The 16,535-nt window shown below is 67.7% G+C and carries 19 protein-coding genes; 6 read left to right on the top strand and 13 right to left on the bottom strand.

The genetic code is table 11. The annotated features are described in order from the left end of the window. Positions 1-12: 12 nt before the first annotated feature. Positions 13-1,473 carry a sodium:solute symporter gene (locus FVE89_RS12635; protein ID WP_160534290.1) on the bottom strand — a complete coding sequence of 487 codons (1,461 nt, stop codon included), beginning with the start codon at positions 1,471-1,473 and terminating at the stop codon, positions 13-15. Further along, a complete protein-coding gene (locus tag FVE89_RS12630; protein ID WP_160534289.1) occupies positions 1,470-1,673 on the bottom strand; it encodes a DUF3311 domain-containing protein in 204 nt (67 codons plus the stop codon). The genes FVE89_RS12635 and FVE89_RS12630 overlap by 4 nt, the downstream gene beginning before the upstream one ends. 181 nt (positions 1,674-1,854) lie before the next feature. Here FVE89_RS12630 and FVE89_RS12625 point away from each other — a divergent pair, with 181 nt between their 5' ends. Continuing rightward, positions 1,855-2,079, top strand: coding sequence for a hypothetical protein (locus tag FVE89_RS12625; protein WP_160534288.1), 225 nt, complete (start codon positions 1,855-1,857; stop codon positions 2,077-2,079). Here the strand turns inward: FVE89_RS12625 and ureG are convergent. The 9 genes from ureG to FVE89_RS12580 form a co-directional block, all read right to left on the bottom strand. Further along, a complete protein-coding gene (ureG, locus tag FVE89_RS12620; protein ID WP_160534287.1) occupies positions 2,076-2,699 on the bottom strand; it encodes an urease accessory protein UreG in 624 nt (207 codons plus the stop codon). The genes FVE89_RS12625 and ureG overlap by 4 nt on opposite strands. 9 nt (positions 2,700-2,708) lie before the next feature. Beyond that, positions 2,709-3,419 carry an urease accessory protein UreF gene (locus tag FVE89_RS12615; protein WP_246730647.1) on the bottom strand — a complete coding sequence of 237 codons (711 nt, stop codon included), beginning with the start codon at positions 3,417-3,419 and terminating at the stop codon, positions 2,709-2,711. Beyond that, a complete protein-coding gene (locus FVE89_RS12610; RefSeq protein ID WP_160534286.1) occupies positions 3,385-3,879 on the bottom strand; it encodes an urease accessory protein UreE in 495 nt (164 codons plus the stop codon). Before FVE89_RS12610 ends, FVE89_RS12615 begins: the two co-directional genes overlap by 35 nt. Continuing rightward, positions 3,879-4,358: a DUF29 domain-containing protein gene (locus FVE89_RS12605; protein WP_160534285.1), complete on the bottom strand. Its 480-nt coding sequence runs from the start codon at positions 4,356-4,358 to the stop codon at positions 3,879-3,881. Before FVE89_RS12605 ends, FVE89_RS12610 begins: the two co-directional genes overlap by 1 nt. Positions 4,359-4,391: 33 nt before the next feature. Next, positions 4,392-6,119, bottom strand: a complete 1,728-nt coding sequence (gene ureC, locus FVE89_RS12600) for an urease subunit alpha (RefSeq protein ID WP_160534284.1) — start codon at positions 6,117-6,119, stop codon at positions 4,392-4,394. Between the two features lie 2 nt (positions 6,120-6,121). Then, complete coding sequence (locus FVE89_RS12595) at positions 6,122-6,538, bottom strand: PIN domain-containing protein (RefSeq protein WP_160534283.1); 417 nt, start codon at positions 6,536-6,538, stop codon at positions 6,122-6,124. After that, a complete protein-coding gene (locus FVE89_RS12590) occupies positions 6,535-6,831 on the bottom strand; it encodes a type II toxin-antitoxin system PrlF family antitoxin (protein WP_160534282.1) in 297 nt (98 codons plus the stop codon). The genes FVE89_RS12595 and FVE89_RS12590 overlap by 4 nt, the downstream gene beginning before the upstream one ends. Positions 6,832-6,918: 87 nt before the next feature. Further along, complete coding sequence (locus tag FVE89_RS12585; protein ID WP_160534281.1) at positions 6,919-7,539, bottom strand: urease subunit gamma; 621 nt, start codon at positions 7,537-7,539, stop codon at positions 6,919-6,921. A gap of 78 nt (positions 7,540-7,617) precedes the next feature. Next, positions 7,618-8,631: a LysR family transcriptional regulator gene (locus tag FVE89_RS12580; RefSeq protein ID WP_160534280.1), complete on the bottom strand. Its 1,014-nt coding sequence runs from the start codon at positions 8,629-8,631 to the stop codon at positions 7,618-7,620. A 231-nt stretch (positions 8,632-8,862) separates the two neighbouring features. On the opposite strand from FVE89_RS12580, the gene FVE89_RS31670 reads away from it, so the two are divergent. Genes FVE89_RS31670 through FVE89_RS30515 form a run of 3 tightly spaced genes read left to right on the top strand, consistent with a single transcriptional unit; the run spans position 8,863 to position 10,791 of the window. Continuing rightward, positions 8,863-9,975 carry a GNAT family N-acetyltransferase gene (locus FVE89_RS31670; RefSeq protein ID WP_342389870.1) on the top strand — a complete coding sequence of 371 codons (1,113 nt, stop codon included), beginning with the start codon at positions 8,863-8,865 and terminating at the stop codon, positions 9,973-9,975. Beyond that, positions 9,975-10,583: a cysteine hydrolase gene (locus tag FVE89_RS12570; protein ID WP_202130742.1), complete on the top strand. Its 609-nt coding sequence runs from the start codon at positions 9,975-9,977 to the stop codon at positions 10,581-10,583. The genes FVE89_RS31670 and FVE89_RS12570 overlap by 1 nt, the downstream gene beginning before the upstream one ends. Beyond that, a complete protein-coding gene (locus tag FVE89_RS30515) occupies positions 10,576-10,791 on the top strand; it encodes a hypothetical protein (protein ID WP_202130792.1) in 216 nt (71 codons plus the stop codon). The genes FVE89_RS12570 and FVE89_RS30515 overlap by 8 nt, the downstream gene beginning before the upstream one ends. Here the strand turns inward: FVE89_RS30515 and FVE89_RS30510 are convergent, their stop codons facing one another. After that, the gene (locus tag FVE89_RS30510) at positions 10,792-10,971 is read right to left on the bottom strand and encodes a hypothetical protein (protein ID WP_202130791.1); all 180 of its coding nucleotides are present in this window, start codon (positions 10,969-10,971) and stop codon (positions 10,792-10,794) included. 422 nt (positions 10,972-11,393) lie between these two features. Then, positions 11,394-11,621, bottom strand: a complete 228-nt coding sequence (locus FVE89_RS12565; RefSeq protein ID WP_160534277.1) for an HOOK family protein — start codon at positions 11,619-11,621, stop codon at positions 11,394-11,396. A gap of 375 nt (positions 11,622-11,996) precedes the next feature. Between FVE89_RS12565 and FVE89_RS12560 the strand changes: the two genes are divergently transcribed. Both FVE89_RS12560 and FVE89_RS12555 read left to right on the top strand, forming a co-directional pair. Then, the gene (locus FVE89_RS12560) at positions 11,997-13,268 is read left to right on the top strand and encodes an efflux RND transporter periplasmic adaptor subunit (protein WP_160534276.1); all 1,272 of its coding nucleotides are present in this window, start codon (positions 11,997-11,999) and stop codon (positions 13,266-13,268) included. 49 nt (positions 13,269-13,317) lie between these two features. Continuing rightward, positions 13,318-16,488: an efflux RND transporter permease subunit gene (locus tag FVE89_RS12555; protein ID WP_160534275.1), complete on the top strand. Its 3,171-nt coding sequence runs from the start codon at positions 13,318-13,320 to the stop codon at positions 16,486-16,488. Positions 16,489-16,535 lie beyond the last annotated feature (47 nt).

The raw sequence follows: 16,535 nt of genomic DNA, 5'->3' as shown, positions 1-16,535 counted from the left end.
ACGCGAGACGTATCAGGCCGCCTGCGTGCGGGCTTCCTCGCCGGTGCGTGTCACGAAGGCGAACACGGCCGTGACCACCAGATTCACCGCCAGGGCTGCGACGCCGACATTCACGTCCTGAAGCGGGCCGAGGAACGGAAGCTTCGACAGGCTGAAGCCGGCGAGCACCGTCACCGCCACGGTGGCCACGCCCGCCACGATCCCCGCCGCCGCCGCGGGCCGGCTGAGCGGATTGCGGCGCATCAGGCTCGCGATGAAGCACGGGAAGAGCTGGGTGACGAAGTTGTAGCCCATGAGCAGCAGCTGGACGATCGTGTCCCCGCCTTGGAGCGTGAACCCGACGCAGACCAATGCCAGGATCGGCACGAGGATCTTGCACAGCCGCGCGGTCGCAGCGTCGTCCATGGCCGGCCGAAGGGGCCGGACGAGGTTGTTGGCCACGAGCGTCGCGCCCGCGATCAGGATCATAGACCCGGGGACGAGGGCGGTGAGCACGCCGGTGGCGCCGATCAGACCGATGACCCAGGGCGGGAAGCTCGCCAGCGACAGCTTGAACAGCGACAGGTCGACGTCCGGCCCCGTCAGCCCCGGGACCTGCAGCACCGCGGTGAAGCCGATCATGAACACGAACAGGTTGATCAGTTGGTAGAGCGGCAGGATCACGGCGTTGCGCCGGAAGGCGCCGGGTTCGCGCGCCGTGTAGAGCGACGCGAAGGTGTGCGGCCACATGTATCCGCCAAGCGCCGTGAGCAGGACCGTGGTGGAGAACCAGACCGGGCTCTGGCCGCTTTCGGGCAGCGCCAGGAAGCCGGGTTTGGCCGCCTCGATCGCCCGGAACAGGCCGCCATAGCTGCCGTAAAAGTGCAGGGGCAGGTAGATCCCGAGGAACAGCACCACGAGGAGGATGCTGGTGTCTTTGACGACCGCCGTCCAGGCCGATCCGTGCACCCCAGAGACCACCACGTAGGCGGTGAGCGCCGCAGCGCCGATCCAGATCGCCATCGTCGCCGGTATCGCCCCATAGGACGCCGTCGAGACGATGATTCCGAGGCCCTTGAGCTGTAGCACGAGGTAGGGAACGAGCGCGACGATCCCCACAGCTGCCACCAGCATGCCGAGCGCCGGACTGTCGTACTTCCGCGCGAAGAAATCCGGCTGCGTGTAGAGGCGGTTCTGCTTGGCGTAGCGCCAGACCGGCGGCAGCAACCAGTACGAGGTCACGTAGGCCAGGGTTAGATAGCAGAGGATGTAGTAGGCCGGGCCGCCCTTCCCGTAGGCGATGCCGGACCCGCCGAGGAACGTGAAGGTCGTGTAGATCTCGCCGGCCATCAGCAGGAATACCAGGGCCGTGCCGAAGCCGCGGCCTCCGACAGTCCATTGCTCCAGCCCCATCTCGCGGCCGAGCCGCGCATAGAGGCCGAGGCCGATCGCCAGCGCGAAGCCGGCCGCGACGATGATGAGGGCGATGCTCATCGCGGATCCCCGGACGCGCGATTTTCAGGATCCGTCCAGTAGATCAGCGCCATCACCGCCGAGGTCCCGAGGACGCAGAACACCAGCCAAGCGAGGAGCAGCGGCAGCCCGAGGATGAACGGCTCGACCCGATTCAGAAAGAAAGGACCGATCAGGATTCCGATGAACGGCAGGACGGCGAGCCACCGCAGATTTCGCATGCGCGGTACGATCCAAAAGCCACCTATACTTTGGCGTGGATCAGTCTTGCCGGCCTGTCAATCATGGCCGAGGCGCAGCGTCGATCACCGAGTCGTGCGCTGACGCACACGCGCACGCTTCGGCAGATCCTATGAATCGGTGGTTCGTCGATAACTCCGCAATTCGCGAGGTATCCCGTCCATGATCCGCACGCTGACCTTGCTTTCCCTGGCTGCCCTGCTCGCAGCGCCGGTCGCTGAAGCCCGACCGGGCCGCCCGCCGGCCAAACCCGTGCCCAACGCCGCCAGCAAGACTCGCGAGATCGCTTTGCGCGGATTCAACGCCCGGATGAGCCGGCTTGATGCTCTGATGGGTGTGCCGAGCACCACGCCTGTCCGCTCGCGCTCCGCCGAGGCCGGCCGTTAGCGGCTGGCTTCGAGGCCGCCGGCCTCTTCGATGAACCGCGCCACGGTGTCGGCGCCGGCCCCTTCGCGCAGGGACGCGAACACGTAAGGCCGCGGTCCACGCATCCTCTGCGTATCGGCCTCCATCACCGACAGGTCCGCCCCGACGAGCGGCGCGAGGTCGGTCTTGTTGACGATCAGCAGGTCCGAACGCGTGATGCCCGGGCCGCCCTTGCGCGGGATCTTCTCGCCGCCGGCCACGTCGATCACGTACAGGGTGATGTCGGCGAGTTCCGGCGAGAAGGTCGCGGCGAGGTTGTCGCCGCCGGATTCGATCAGGACCAGATCGAGCTTCGGGAAGCGCCGGCTCATCTCGGCCACGGCCGCGAGGTTGATCGAGGCATCCTCGCGGATGGCGGTGTGCGGACAGCCCCCGGTCTCGACGCCCAGGATGCGCTCCTCCGGAAGAGCGCCGGCCACGGTCAGGATCCGCGCGTCCTCCTTGGTGTAGATGTCGTTGGTGATCGCGCAGATCTCGTAGCGGTCGCGGAACCGCTTGCAGAGCTGCTCCATCAGCGCAGTCTTGCCGGATCCGACGGGGCCGCCGATCCCGACGCGGAGTGGGCCATTCGATGCGGTCATGCTGCGCCTTCAGGATCGGAAGATGCGGGAATACTGGGTTTCGTGGCGGAACGAGCCGAGATCGAGGCGGAACGTCGCCGCGCCCAGGGCATCCAGATCCGCATGCTGGGCCTCGACGGCCAGCCTCGTGAGGCGTGGGGCGAGGGCGGCGATGATCCGCGTGCCCGCAGCTTGGCCGACCGGAGCCGCCCGCAGCGCCGCCGAGACGAGGTTCTGCACGAAGGCGAGCCCGTAGGCCGCGAGCGTCGGCCCGGGCGCCAGGCCGTGCGCTCCGGCCGAGGCGCCGACCGCCACGGGATAGGCCACCGGACCGGGCAGATGAGGAGCCAGAGCGGAGAGCGGCGCGCAGGGCCATGCGCCGAGGGTCGCGTCCAGGAAGCTGCGGCCCTGCTGGCTCGTCTCCAGATGCAACTCGCGCGATGGGGCCAGAGCCAGGGCGAGATCGTTCAGCTCGGCCAGCGTATCGCCGTCCCCTGCCTGCGCGGCCCGATGGGCGTGCTGGGCCAGGATCAGGTCGTTGCGCAACGAGCCGTTTGTGCAGACGTCGCCGAGCCAGTCCAGGAGGCTCGTCTCGTCGCGGATGTCGCCGGCTTCGACAGCCCATTCCAGGCCATGCGAATACGCATAGGCGCCGACCGGATAGCCGGGCGACAGCCACGCCATCAGCCGGAGCGCGTCGGGGATCTCAGCCGGCGGCATGCGGATGGTGGTGATGGGCATGAGCATGGGTTTGGGCATGATCGTGCCCGCCCGCATAGGCACCCCCTTCCGGCTTGAACGGCCGTTCCACCTCTATCGCGGTGCCGCCGAGGCCTCTGACCATGGCGGCGAGGACATGATCTTCGGCGATCCAGATGGCGTCCGTTCCGATCTCGGCCGGGATGTGCCGGTTCCCGATATGCCAGATGAGGCGCTTGAGGGCATGATCGTTCGGCGCCCGGATCTCCAGCAGCCGTTCCGCCGCCGCCTCGACCCAGACGAGGCGGCCGTCATCGAGAACCAGGGCGTCACCGTCCTCCAGTACGGCGGGTTCGGGCAGGTCGAGCAGGAAGCCGAGGCCGCCGATGCCCCGCATGGCGACCCGCCGCCGATGGCGGTCGCCGTGGTCGAGCACGACGCGATCAACGATCTCGCCGCCCGAGAGCGTATCGTGGCGGAGGATGCGGGTGGCGCGGATCATCACGCCAGGGAACTCGGTTCACGCGGCATGTAATCCGGATCCAGCGCCTGTTCGAGCGAGAAGGGCGGTTGTTCCGGGAAAAGCATCAGATCGATTCCGGTCTCCTTCGCGGCGAGCAGGCGACCGGCGAGATAGCATTCCTCGAAGACCACGGCCGGGTAGCGCTTGAGGCTCGGGCTTCCCTTGATCACCCGCGCGATCCTCTTGCGCTGTTCAAGGATCGTGCCGACCCAATGGCTGTTGCGGTTGCCCGGCTGGTACATCCATTTCAGCAGGTGACCGATCAAGATATCGAGCCGGCTCTCGATCTGCTGCCGTTCGCTCCCCCCCACGCTCAAGACCTCGTCGATCAGGTTCGTCACATCGAGTTCATCGAAGCGCCTTTCACGCAGCAGTTGCGCCTGCTCCTCTGCCCAGGCGCAGAGATCCGTCTGGTAGGCGCTCTCGACCTGCTTCGGCTTGAGTGCGGCCTTGGTCATACCGGGCCTCCTGTCACGTCGCCGGATCCTACCTCAGAATAGGAAGTAGCGCTGCGCCATCGGCAGCACCTCGGCGGGTTCGCAGACCAGCAATTCGCCGTCGGCGCGGACGTCGTAGGTCTCCGGATCGACCTCGATCACCGGTGTGGCGTCGTTCAGCACCATGCTCTTCTTGGAGATGCCGCCCCGGACGTTCTCCACCGCGACCAGTTCCTTCTGGACGCCCAGGCGCTCCCGTAAGCCGTCCGCCACGGCGGCCCCGGACACGAAGGTGAGGGCCGTGGCGAAGGGCGCGCGGCCGAAGGCGCCGAACATCGGGCGGTAATGGACCGGCTGCGGCGTCGGGATCGAGGCGTTCGGGTCGCCCATGGGCGCGGCCGCGATGCTCCCCCCCTTCAGGACGAGATCCGGCTTCACGCCGAAGAAGGCCGGCGTCCAGAGGACGAGATCGGCGAGCTTGCCCGGCTCCACGGACCCGACATGCTTCGAAATCCCGTGCGCGATGGCGGGATTGATCGTGTATTTCGCCACGTAGCGCCGCGCGCGCAGGTTGTCGGTGCCCGAGGCGTCGCCGGGGAGGGCGCCGCGCTGGCGCTTCATCTTGTCGGCGGTCTGCCACGTCCGGATGATGACCTCGCCGACCCGGCCCATCGCCTGGCTGTCCGACGACATCATCGAGAGCGCGCCGAGATCGTGCAGGATGTCCTCGGCCGCGATGGTCTCGCGGCGGATCCGGCTCTCCGCGAAGGCGAGATCCTCGGGGATCGATGGGTCGAGGTGGTGGCACACCATCAGCATGTCGAGATGCTCGTCGATGGTGTTGCGCGTGTAGGGCCGCGTCGGGTTGGTGGAGGAGGGCAGCACGTTCGGCAGCCCGGCGACCTTGATGATGTCGGGCGCATGCCCCCCGCCGGCGCCCTCCGTGTGGAAGGCGTGGATGGTCCGGCCCTTGAACGCCGCGATCGTGTCCTCGACGAAGCCCGATTCGTTGAGCGTGTCGGTGTGGATCATGACCTGGATGTCATGGGCATCGGCGACCGACAGGCAGGTATCGATCGCGGCCGGCGTCGTCCCCCAATCCTCGTGGAGCTTCAGCGCGCAGGCGCCGGCCCGGACCATCTCGATGAGGCTTTCCGGCCGGGCGGCATTGCCCTTGCCGGCGAAGGCGAGATTCATCGGGAAGGCGTCGGCGGCCTCGATCATCCGGGCGATGTGCCAGGGACCGGGGGTGCAGGTGGTGGCGAAGGTGCCGTGCGCCGGCCCCGTGCCCCCGCCGAGCATCGTGGTGACGCCGGAGCACAGGGCCTCCTCGATCTGCTGCGGGCAGATGAAGTGGATGTGGCTGTCGAAGCCCCCGGCGGTCAGGATCTTGCCTTCGCCGGCGATGACCTCGGTACCGGGGCCGACCACGATGTCGACGCCCGGCTGCACGTCCGGGTTGCCGGCCTTGCCGAGCCGGAAGATCCGGCCGCGCACGATCCCGACATCGCATTTCACGACGCCCCAATGGTCGAGCACGACGGCGTTTGTGATGACCGTGTCGACGGCGCCATCGGCATTCGTCACCTGGCTCTGGCCCATGCCGTCGCGGATGACCTTGCCGCCGCCGAACTTCACCTCCTCACCGTAGGTGGTGAAATCGCGCTCGACCGTGATCTCCAGGCTGGTATCGGCGAGCCGGATGCGGTCGCCGACCGTGGGGCCGAACATGTCGGCATAGGCGGCGCGGGGAAGGCTGGCGGGCTTCGGGGTGTTGGCCATGGTCAGCTTTCCCGTCGCAGGTGTGTAAAGGCGTCGGCTGGCTCGGCTTTCCGATCGAAGGTCAGCGTCGTGCTGCAGCCGGCGGACCGGTTGATCTCTCCAATCAGATGATCGGCAAAGCCGCCTCGGCCGTTGATCCAGGTGGCAAGAGCGGCCTCGGCGGCTTCGCGATGATCGATGACGATGTTTGCGCTATCGAGAAGTCGCTGGACGAGGGAGGCAAGTGCCGCCTTCTGCTGACGCAGCGGCCGGGAGCGGATCCAGACCGTTTCCGCCAGCACGACTGCGTTCACGAAGAACCGAGCATCGCGGCGGCTCAGGATTTCGGCTGCTTTGGCCGTCTGATCAGGAGCATCGTCAGGCCAGACCGTTTCGTCGACGAGCCACCACAGCAGAACATTGGTGTCGAGGCCAATCACGCCTCGCCATCCTCGCTAGCGTCCCTCGTCCCGCTCCAGCGGGCGCCGCGGCTCTCCTCGATCCAGCGCGCGATGCGTGCGCTATCGACCGGCGTAATCGGATCGCATACAGCGCGTCCGACGCTCCCGCGAAGGTCCGCAAGCGCTTCTGTTCGCGGCTCGACGAAGTAGCGTCCCTTCGCATCCTGCTTGAAGACAAGCTTGTCGCCTGCCTTAAGGCCGAGTGCCTTCCGCAATGGGGCAGGCACCGTCACCTGCCCTTTCGACGTCAGGGTGGCTTCCACGGACTTCATGCCGACGACCTTACTTCAACGCCTTCATGTAAGGAGAAGGACTGGATGACCGCAAGCAATGACGGCCTGTAGCGCCAAATGGCAGGCTCACAGCTTGCCCATCACGTCGCCGCGGAAGCCGTAGACGGTGCGCCCACCCGAGAGCGGCACCAGCGCGACCTCCCGGGTCGAGCCCGGCTCGAAGCGGACGGCGGTGCCCGGCGCGATGTCGAGCCGCTTGCCGCGGGCCTGCTCGCGGGCGAAGACGAGGCCCGGATTCACCTCGAAGAAATGGTAGTGCGAGCCGACCTGAATCGGCCGGTCGCCGGTGTTGGCGACCTCGATCACCGTGCGCTCGGCGCCGGCGTTGAACACGATGTCGCCGGGCAGCGTCGTCACCGTGCCGGGCACGTCCGACGAGGCCGCGCCCCGGATCGGGTGGTGGACCGTCACCAGCTTGGTCCCGTCCGGGAAGGTGGCCTCGACCTGGATGTCGTGAATCATCTCGGGCACCCCCTCCATCACCTGATCGGCGGTCAGCACGGTGGCGCCCGCCTGCATCAGCTCGGCGACGGTGCGGCCGTCACGGGCGCCCTCGACCACGAAGTCGGTGATCAGCGCCACCGCCTCCGGATGGTTGAGTTTCACGCCGCGGGCCAGGCGGTTGCGCGCCACCTGCGCCGCCATGGCGATCAGCAGCTTGTCCTTCTCGCGGGGTGTGAGCAGCACGGGCAACCTCGTCGTCGCGACGGCCGGAGCAAGGATCATGCGCGCGGCGCGGTCAAGGGTGCCGCAGGAAGCCGCAGTTCACGGTGTCATGGCGGTGAACCCGGCGAACAGGTCGGGCAATGGCGCTCCCTTGATCGCGGCCGGCAGATCGCGAGGGTGAATGAACGCATCCTGGAACCAGGGATAGCGTTTGGGATCGAAGGCGGCGCGGACCCAGTCGATGGTCCGGCGCACCCGCTCGATGCGCTCCACATCCGGATGGTAGGTCAACCAGATGTCGAGGCTGTACCGGCCGAGATTGTCGAGCGGGACGACCCGCGCACCGATCGCGCTCGCGTAAGTCGGCAGCAGGCCGATGCCCGCGCCTTTGGCGATCGCCCAGTAATACGCGCTGCTGACGTTGATCTTCAGGGCGACCGGAACCGTGTCGGGAAAACCGGGGATGTCCCGGTTGTAATCCTCCAGGCGGATCGTCTGGCTGCTCGCCTGAACCACGATCCTGTGGCGCGCCAGATCTTCCGGGGCGGCCGGGAGACCGTAGATCTCCTCGTAGTCGCGGCCCGCATAGGGAAGCAGGTGGATGCGGCCGAGCTTCACGATCCGCAGATCCGGACTGGTCGGCCGCGTCAGCTGGATTGCGAGATCGGCCTCCAGCCGCAGGACATCGGCGGATTCCATCGCGCAATGCAGATCGACCGTGAGGCGCGGGTTCGCCCGCTGAAACTCGACCAGCCGCGGGGCGAGCCAGAAGGCGCCTAGCCCCTCGGTCACCGCGATCCGAACCTCACCGGCTTCCGAGAAGGGCGCCGTCTCACCCGCACGCATCAGCCCGAAGGCCGCGGCTTCCATGCGGGTCGCCGCCTCGAGGATCGCGTGCCCCTCGGCTGTCAGGCGGATCCCGTCCACATGGCGGGTGAGCAGCGGCGCACCGATCAGGGCTTCGAGATCGGCAATCCGCCGACGCACCGAGTTGACCGAGAGGCCGAGCTTGGCAGCCGCTGACCGGAAGCTCCCGGACCGTTCCAGCTCGAGGAAGACCCGGATGCTCTGCCAGTCGGGCATCTCGCCGAGCGCCGCCTCGATCTGTTCCATCTACGGAACACCCCTGTTCCAATTTTTGCACATACAGGGCGAGCGCTAGATGCGAAGTGCTGACCCGTCAATCTGCAACTGATGACGGGTCATCCGATGACGGTGCACATCGATCAATCGCAATTCGTCGCCAGCGACTCGGGTCGACTTGGGTCTTCCCAAGTCTCTGCAGGACGACATGAGCTCGGCGCGATCCGCATCGATCGTCTCGCCCGCCATCTCGTCGTCTTCATGCCCATGCCGACGGATCTCGACAGGCTCATCAAGGCCGCGCGGACCGACCTGCCGGATCTTGCGCCGCTCGCGGCCGTGCAGCGGGTCATGTCGCGCAACCCGGATAGCGTCTGGGCGATCGCGCAGCGGCACAGGTTCGATGCCGCGGCGCCGCGGGGCGAGGGCTTCGTCGCCTGTCTGATGCTGAACGCCGACGGCCTCGCCGCGCTCAAGGCCGGGACCTTCGATGCCGGCGATCCGCCGGTGGCGATGTTGGCGGGCCAGCACGAACGTCCGGCGGGCATCTATGTCTGGGCCGTCTACGCGCGCCGGCGGCTGGCCGGCGGCGTCGGCTTGGTCTTCGATCGCCTGTCCAGCCCGAATTATCAGGGTGTCGATTTCTACGCCCGGGCCGCGACTCCGGAGGGCGCGGCGCTCCTGACGACGCTGGGATTTGTCGCGCCGAACCCCCTGCAGGGCGGCCTCTATCACTTCGCCCGTGGAGCGAAGCCCGAGGCGGCGCCGATCTACGACAGCCATCGCCCCGGCCTGAGCGGCACCAGCGTCGCCGTGGCGCGGAGCATGGAGGATCTGTCCCGTGTCATTGCCCTGCGTTCCGCCGTCTACATGGCGGAGCAGGCCTGCCCCTACGAGGAGGAGTTCGACGGCAACGACCTCTCGGCCACCCATCTGATCGGTTATGTCGGCGATGAGCCCGCGGGCTGCCTGCGCATCCGCTTCTTCGCCGATTTCGCCAAGATCGAGCGGCTGGCGGTGCGGGCCGAGTACCGCAACACCCGCATGGCCTTCGCCCTGGTCCGAGCCGGCATCGAACTCGCGCGGGTGAAGGGCTATCGCCGCCTCTACGGGCATGCCCAGAAGCGCCTCGTCGGCTTCTGGAGCCGCTTCGGCTTCCGGGTCTTCGAGGGCGCGCAGGAGCTGGTCTTCTCCGACTTCGACTATGTCGAGATGCTGCTCGAAGCCGAGCGCCATCCCCAGGCCATCGGCATCGGCGTCGATCCCTACGTGATCATTCGGCCCGAGGGCCGCTGGCACAGGGCCGGGGCGCTCGACCGCTCGCGGACGCGCGCCGTGACTCGGCCGTCCGTCGACAACAAGGTCGCCTCGTGATGCGCCAGATCAATCCGGCGCTCTATCGGCGGCCGCGCAGCGTCCCGGTGCTGGTGCTGGTCGACATGCAGCAGGAATACGAGATCGAAGGCCGGCCGCTGGCACTCCCGAGCATCGGCCCGGCCCTGTCGAATTGCCGGCTCGCCCTGGATCATGCCCGCGAGAGCGGGATCCAGGTCGCCTATGTCCGCTGGATCGGGGCGCCCCTGTTCCAGGCCGGCACGCGCTTTGCCCGCTGGATCGAGGGTTTCGAGCCGCAGGGCTGCGACATGATCTTCGATCGGGATCGGCCGTCCTGCTACGCCAGCCCATCCTTCGCGGACGTGATGGAACGGGGCTGTCCGCCGCTCGTCATCGCCGGCTTTGCGGGCGAGGCCGCCTGCCTCGCCACCGCGATCGACGGTTACCATCGCGGTCAGGACATCACCTTTCTCAGCGACGCTTCGGCGAGCCACGGCCTCGACGGGATCGCCGCCGCGGACATCCACCGCTCGGTGAGCGCCGTTCTGCGCGCCTTCGGGGACGTGATGAGCACGCAAGCCTGGATCGCCGCCTCGTCGCCCTTCGGCGCCGCACTCTCCCGCAGCTCAAGCCATGCCAATGATTGATCGATTCCAGAACGACGCCGACGGTGCATCAGTCCGCGCGAACGATGCGGATACCGACCTGCGCCTCGGACGCCACGCCGTCGAACTCCTCCAGGCGGCCAGAGAGGTTGGGGATCCGACGCTCATCGCTCAGGCGGAGGCCATGGCCATGGCGGTCGGGTATGCGCTCGCTGCCCGCGTCGGAGACGCGTTTCCGCACGAGGATTGATCAGGCGCTGTCGTCCTCACCGCCGATCAGGCGCATCGCGCGCAGCCGCTCCGTGCGCTCGTCGCGCGCCCGCCGATCCGCGTCGAGGGCGAGCCAGAGGGCAACCGTCTCGGCATCGCGCTGAAGAGCGTCGCGCCCGTCGGCATCACGGGGCGATGCGGTTGTCTCGATGGCGTCCATCGTCGGTATTCCATGCCTAGAAGTGCCGTCCGCTACAGGCCGCATGCCGGCCGGTCCAGCCCGCGACGCCCCTGGGAAACCGACAAAGAACCATCATCGTCACCCGGATTCTGGCCGTCTCGCACCGCGCCCCGTCCTACACGATGATGCCGAGGCGCTGCGGACAGCAAAGCGGAAGATGAACGGGCCTGCTGGGTGCGGATCGCGAAATCGTAACAACACGGATCTGTGATGAGGCTGGATGGCGGCGAGACGAATGCCCAATGTCGTCTGCACGGCAACAGCCTCCGGCTTCGGGAAACCATCGAAATTATTTCTGCGCCGCGTCATGACAGAAACATCCTGGACACCGGCGCACCATACGCAAGCTCGCCCGGTGCGGTCGGCGCCCGAACCGACGGGCCCTTCGCGGGCGCAGCGCGTCAGGTTTGGGACTCGGTCAACGTGGCGATGACGGCTTCGACCACATCGATCTGTCGCTGCACTTCCACGAAGCGCGGTCCGGCCTCCGATCCATCGCCCAGCACGAAGGTGCCCTTCTGCCGCCGCGCTTGGCGGAGCTTCCGGACCGATGCCACGATAATCTGCCGCTCCTCGATGAGCGCGGCGCGGAGTTCGTTCAGGCCGTCCAGTTCCAGCGTCTGGGCCATGCGGGTTTCTGGTCTCAGCAATGGGTCGTGCAGGTGGCGCTCGTCGGGAACGCGGTGCGCGCGGGGAGACGCGTGCAACCGAACGGGCCGCGCCGCGCCGGTCGTGGCGATGTGCGGCCGCTGTCATCCGGCGGCGGCGCTGACGCTACTCCGCGGCCTTCGACTTTGCACCTGCCCGGCCCCTTCAGGAGGGTGGACCGCGACTGCGCGGCGACGGGCCGGGGCGCCGCTCGCTGGCTGTGCCTGCATCAGGACGCTGGGCCGGCGCGCGACGAACTCGGTGTCTCGCATCGGTGTCGATCGCCGGGATTGTATGCTATTGAATGCAAAGTATTCCGGGGCGCGGCAGGCGGCTCGAGGGGCGGATGTGAGCGCATGCTGAGCGACGATGGGGATCATCGCGCCGCATCTCGATCCGATGAGATCGAGGCGGCTCCCGGCGGAAGCGAGACGCGGCGGTCGGCCGGCAGGAGGCCGAAGCGGGGCCGCGGATTCGCGTTGCTCATCATGCTGCTCGCCGCCGCAGGCGGCGGGGCCTACGGATACACGCGTTTCACGCAGCCCGCGGTCAAGCCGAAGGCAGCCGCACCGCGCCCTGTGCCGGTGACGCTCGGAACCGTCGAGCAGGGACCCTTCGCCCTCGTGTCGAACGGGCTGGGCACCGTACAGGCCTACAACACCGTTCAGGTCCGCACCCGGGTCGACGGCGAGATCCAGCAGGTCGCGTTCCGCGAGGGGCAGACTGTCCACAAGGGCGACGTCCTCGTCCAGGTCGACCCGCGCACCTATCAGGCGACGCTGGATCAGGCGAAGGCCAAGAAGGAGCAGGACACCGCGAACCTGAACAACGCCAAGGCGGACCTCGTCCGGTACACGGGTCTCGGCGCCTACGCGTCGCGGCAGCAGACCGAGACGCAGAGTGCGCTCGTCGCGCAGCTGACCGCGCAGGTCGCCTCCGATCAGGCCGCCATCGACAATGCCGCGACGCAGCTCGGCTACGCCACGATCCGCGCGCCGATCGCCGGCGTGACCGGTTTCCGGCAGGTCGATATCGGCAACATCGTCAATGCCGCGGGCCAGACCCCGATCGTGACGATCACCCAGGTCGAGCCGATCTTCGTGGTCTTCACCGCACCGGAGGATCAGCTCCCCGCGATCACCGCGGCCATGCGGACGGGTGACGTGCCGGTCGAGGCCTGGAGTACGGACGGGCTCACCAAGCTCGCGGAGGGCAAGCTCGCCTTGTTCAACAACCAAGTCGATACCGCGACCGGCACCATCCGGCTCAAGGCCGTGTACGAGAACCAGAACCACGCGCTGTGGCCGGGCCTGTCGGTCTCAACCAAGATGCGGGTGGGCGTCGTGGCACGCGCCGCCACGGTGCCGGACAACGCGATCCAGCACGGACCCGACGGGCTGTTCGTCTTCGTGGTGGACGGGTCCGACCACGCGCATCAGATTTCGCTGAAGGCCGGCCGGTCCGATTCGGGCCGCACCCGGATTCTCGGCGGCGACCTGAAGCCCGGCGAGCGCGTGATCACGGCCGGCCAGTACAAGGTGCAGGACGGCAGCCTCGTCGCGGAGGCCCATGCCACAGGGGCGGCGCAGGCATCCGGTCCCGCACAACAGGTGGAGGCGCACCGCTGATGCGCCGGAAGACCTGCCGGACGGACCGGCACAGGCACGGGGGCCGGAGATGAAAGGCGGCATCTCCGCGCCCTTCATCCGCTTCCCGGTGGCGACCACGCTGATCATGGTCGGCATCCTGTTCCTCGGGGTGGTGGCCTATCCGCTGCTGGGCGTCGCGCCGCTGCCGCAGGTCGATTTCCCGACGATCCAAGTGACGGCGCAGCTCCCCGGCGCCAGCCCGGAGACCATGGCGTCCTCGGTGGCGCAGCCCCTGGAGCGGCAATTCTCACAGATCCCGGGCGTCTCGCAGATGACGTCGCAGAGTTCCCTCGGGATCTCGACGGTCACGGTCCAGTTCGATCTGAACCGCAACATCGACGGCGCTGCGAGCGACATCCAGGCGGCGATCAACGCCGCCGGCGGCCAGTTGCCGAAAAATCTCCCGAGCCCGCCGACCTACCGCAAGGTCAACCCGGCCGACTCGCCGATCCTCCTGCTCTCGGCCACCTCCGACACGATGCCGCTGATCGACGTGGATGACGCGGTCGACGTGCAGCTCGCCCAGCGCATCAGCCAGATCTCGGGCGTCGCGCAGGTCTTCATCGGCGGCCAGCAGAAGCCGGCGATCCGCATCCAGCTCGATCCCGCCAAGCTCGTGGCCAAGAACCTCGCGATGGAGGATGTCCGCACGCAGCTCAGCCTGACCACGGTCAACAACCCGAAGGGCAGTATCGACGGCGGCAGCCACAGCTACACGATCTACGCCAACGACCAGCTCACGGCCGCGAAGAACTGGAACGACGTGATCGTCGCCTACCAGAACGGCGCCCCCTTGCGCGTGCGCGACATCGGCCAGGCCGTCGCCGGGCCCGAGGACACCAAGCAGGCCGGCTGGACCAACGGCAAGCGGGGCGTGTTCCTCGTGGTGTTCAAGCAGCCGGGCGCCAACGTGATCGACACGGTGGACAGCATCAAGGCGCAGCTGCCGCGCCTGACCGCGACGCTGCCGGCCGGCATCAGGATCGACATCCTGAGCGACCGCACCCAGACGATCCGCGCCTCGGTGGAGGACGTGCAGTTCACCCTGCTGCTCACCATCGTGCTGGTGGTGGCGGTGATCTTCGTCTTCCTGCGCAGCTTCTGGGCGACCGTCATCCCGAGCGTGACGGTGCCGCTCGCGCTGCTCGGCGCCTGCGCGCTGATGTGGATGGCGGGCTACACCCTCGACAACCTGTCGCTGATGGCGCTCACCATCTCGGTGGGATTCGTGGTCGACGACGCGATCGTGGTGCTGGAGAACATCAGCCGCTACGTCGAGGAGGGGATGCGGCCGATGGAGGCCGCCTTCAAGGGCGCGGGCGAGATCGGCTTCACCATCGTGTCGATCTCGGTGTCGCTGATCGCGGTGCTGATCCCGCTGCTGCTGATGGGCGGCATCATCGGCCGGCTGTTTCGCGAATTCGCCGTCGTGCTGTCGATGACCATCGCGGTCTCGGCCTTCGTGTCCCTGACGCTGACCCCGATGATGGCCTCGCGCCTGCTGAAGCCGCACGGCGCGGAGCGGCACGGCCGCCTCTACCGGATGAGCGAAGCCGGATTCGACTGGCTGCTGTCGGTCTACGCGGACGCCCTCGACGTGGCCCTGCGCTTCCGCAAAGTCACGCTGCTGGTCTTCTTCGCCACGCTGGCGCTGACCGGCTACCTGTTCGTGGCGATCCCGAAGGGCTTCTTCCCGCAGCAGGATACCGGCTTCATGATCGGCGTCACCGAGGCGGGCCAGGACATCTCGTTCTCGGCGATGAAGACCCTGCAGGAGAAGGTCGGCGCCATCGTGCAGGCCGATCCCGCGGTGGCCACCGTCGGCATGTCCCTCGGCGGCAACGGGCAGGCGCTGAATTCCGGGCGCATGTACATCACGCTGAAGCCCCGCGACGACCGCGACGTCAACGCCTTCCAGGTGATCGGCCGGCTGCGGCCGAAGCTGGATCAGGTCGAGGGCATCCGGACCTTCATCCAGGCGACGCAGGACGTGCGCACCGGCGGCCGCACCTCGCGGACGCAGTTCGAGTACACGTTGCAGGATCCGGATCTCGCCGAGCTGAACACCTGGGCGCCGAAGATCCTCGACACGATGAAGACCCTGCCGCAGCTGCGCGATGTCGCGACAGACCAGCAGACCCGCGGCACGACGCTGACCCTGTCGATCGATCGCGACGCCGCCTCGCGCTACGGCATCACACCCCAGCTCATCGACGACACGCTCTACGACGCGTTCGGCCAAAGGCAGATCGCGCAGTACTTCACGCAGCTCAACAGCTACCACGTGGTGCTGGAGGTGCTGCCGGCCCTTCAGGGCAGCGTCGAGAGCCTCGACAAGATCTACATCAAGGCGCCGAATGGCGGCGGTCAGGTGCCGCTCGCGGCCTTCGCCCACTGGACGACGGTGCCGGTGGCGCCCCTCGCCGTGAACCACCAGGGCCAGTTCCCGGCGGTGACGATCAGCTTCAACCTCGCGCCCGACGTGGCGTTGGGGCAGGCCACCGAGGCGATCGCGCAGGCGATGCGGGACTTGCAGGTGCCTCCCACCGTGTCGAGCGGCTTCCAGGGCACCGCGCAGGCCTTCCAGCAATCGCTCTCGACCGTGCCGCTGCTGATCCTGGCAGCCCTGTTCGTGGTCTACCTGATCCTCGGCATCCTGTACGAGAGCTTCATCCACCCGATCACCATCCTGTCGACGCTGCCCTCGGCCGGCGTCGGCGCGCTGGCGGTGCTGATGTGGGCTGGGTTCGATTTCAGCCTGATCGCGCTGATCGGCATCATTTTGTTGATCGGCATCGTGAAGAAGAACGGCATCATGCTGGTCGATTTCGCGATCGTGGCCGAGCGCGAGGAAGGCATCAGCCCCGAAGCGGCGATCCGGAAGGCCGCCCTGCTGCGCTTCCGCCCGATCCTGATGACCACGATGGCGGCGCTGCTCGGCGGCATCCCGCTGATGTTCGCCCACGGGACCGGCTCCGAGATCCGCCAGCCCCTGGGCTACGCCATGGTCGGCGGCCTCGCAGTCAGCCAGATCCTGACGCTGTTCACGACGCCGGTGATCTACATCTACCTCGACCGGCTCGCGCACCGCTTCTCCTACCCGGACAAGCCGGCGGCGGTCGAAGCCGCCCTCGACGAACCCGAGGTCGAGCCGCTGGAGGAAGTCCGCGGGCCGCCGACGCTGCGGGCGGCGGAGTGAGGCTTGAACCGAGCCGCCGTCTCCGCTGCGCGCGCGGTGACGGCGGC

The sequence above is a fragment of the Methylobacterium sp. 2A genome (assembly GCF_009806555.1).
GTDB lineage: Bacteria > Pseudomonadota > Alphaproteobacteria > Rhizobiales > Beijerinckiaceae > Methylobacterium.
The sequence above is the reverse complement of the archived record's forward strand: the minus strand, read 5'-3'. Positions and strand labels throughout refer to the sequence as shown.